This window comes from Candidatus Symbiopectobacterium sp. NZEC135, from assembly GCF_025962695.1.
In genome coordinates this window covers 1-594 of record NZ_JAGFPF010001328.1, presented here as the reverse complement: position 1 = coordinate 594, position 594 = coordinate 1, and the positions used below count along the sequence as shown (strand labels likewise).

At 55.9% G+C, this 594-nt stretch carries 1 protein-coding gene; it reads left to right on the top strand.

The features are described 5' to 3' along the window. Window positions 1–79: 79 nt before the first annotated feature. Window positions 80–594, top strand: a 515-nt coding sequence (locus J5224_RS34095) for a serine hydrolase (RefSeq protein WP_264629275.1), incomplete at its 3' end; no start/stop codon positions are given.

Below are 594 nucleotides of genomic sequence, written 5' to 3'. Positions count from 1 at the left end.
CTAACGACATGGAGGACGCATGAACACCACGGCCCATTTTCCCCAGACTCGATTTTCCAAGGCCGCGTGCTCCCGCCTGATGCTGTGCAGCGCGACGCTGCTGTGGCTGACGCTGACCCCACACGTACAGGCTGAACAGGTGCCAGCCGCGCCGCAGATCGACGCCAAAGCCTTTATTCTTATTGATTACCACAGCGGCGTGGTGTTGGCGGAACAGCGGGCGGATGAGCGGCTTGATCCCGCCAGCCTGACGAAAATGATGGCAAGCTACGTCATCGGTCAGGCGATAAAAACGGAAAAAATCAAACCAGACGATCTGGTTACCGTCGGTAAAGATGCCTGGGCAACAGGTAACCCCGCACTGCGTGGTTCATCGCTGATGTTTTTGAAACCCGGCGATAAAATTCCGGTCCTGGAGCTGAACAGAGGCATCGTTATCCAATCGGGCAATGATGCCAGCATTGCGTTGGCCGACTACGTGGCGGGCAGTCAGGATGCGTTTGTCAGCCTGATGAACAACTACGTCAAATCACTCAACCTCACCAATACCCATTTCCTCACCGTGCACGGACTGGATGCTACCGGGCAGTACAG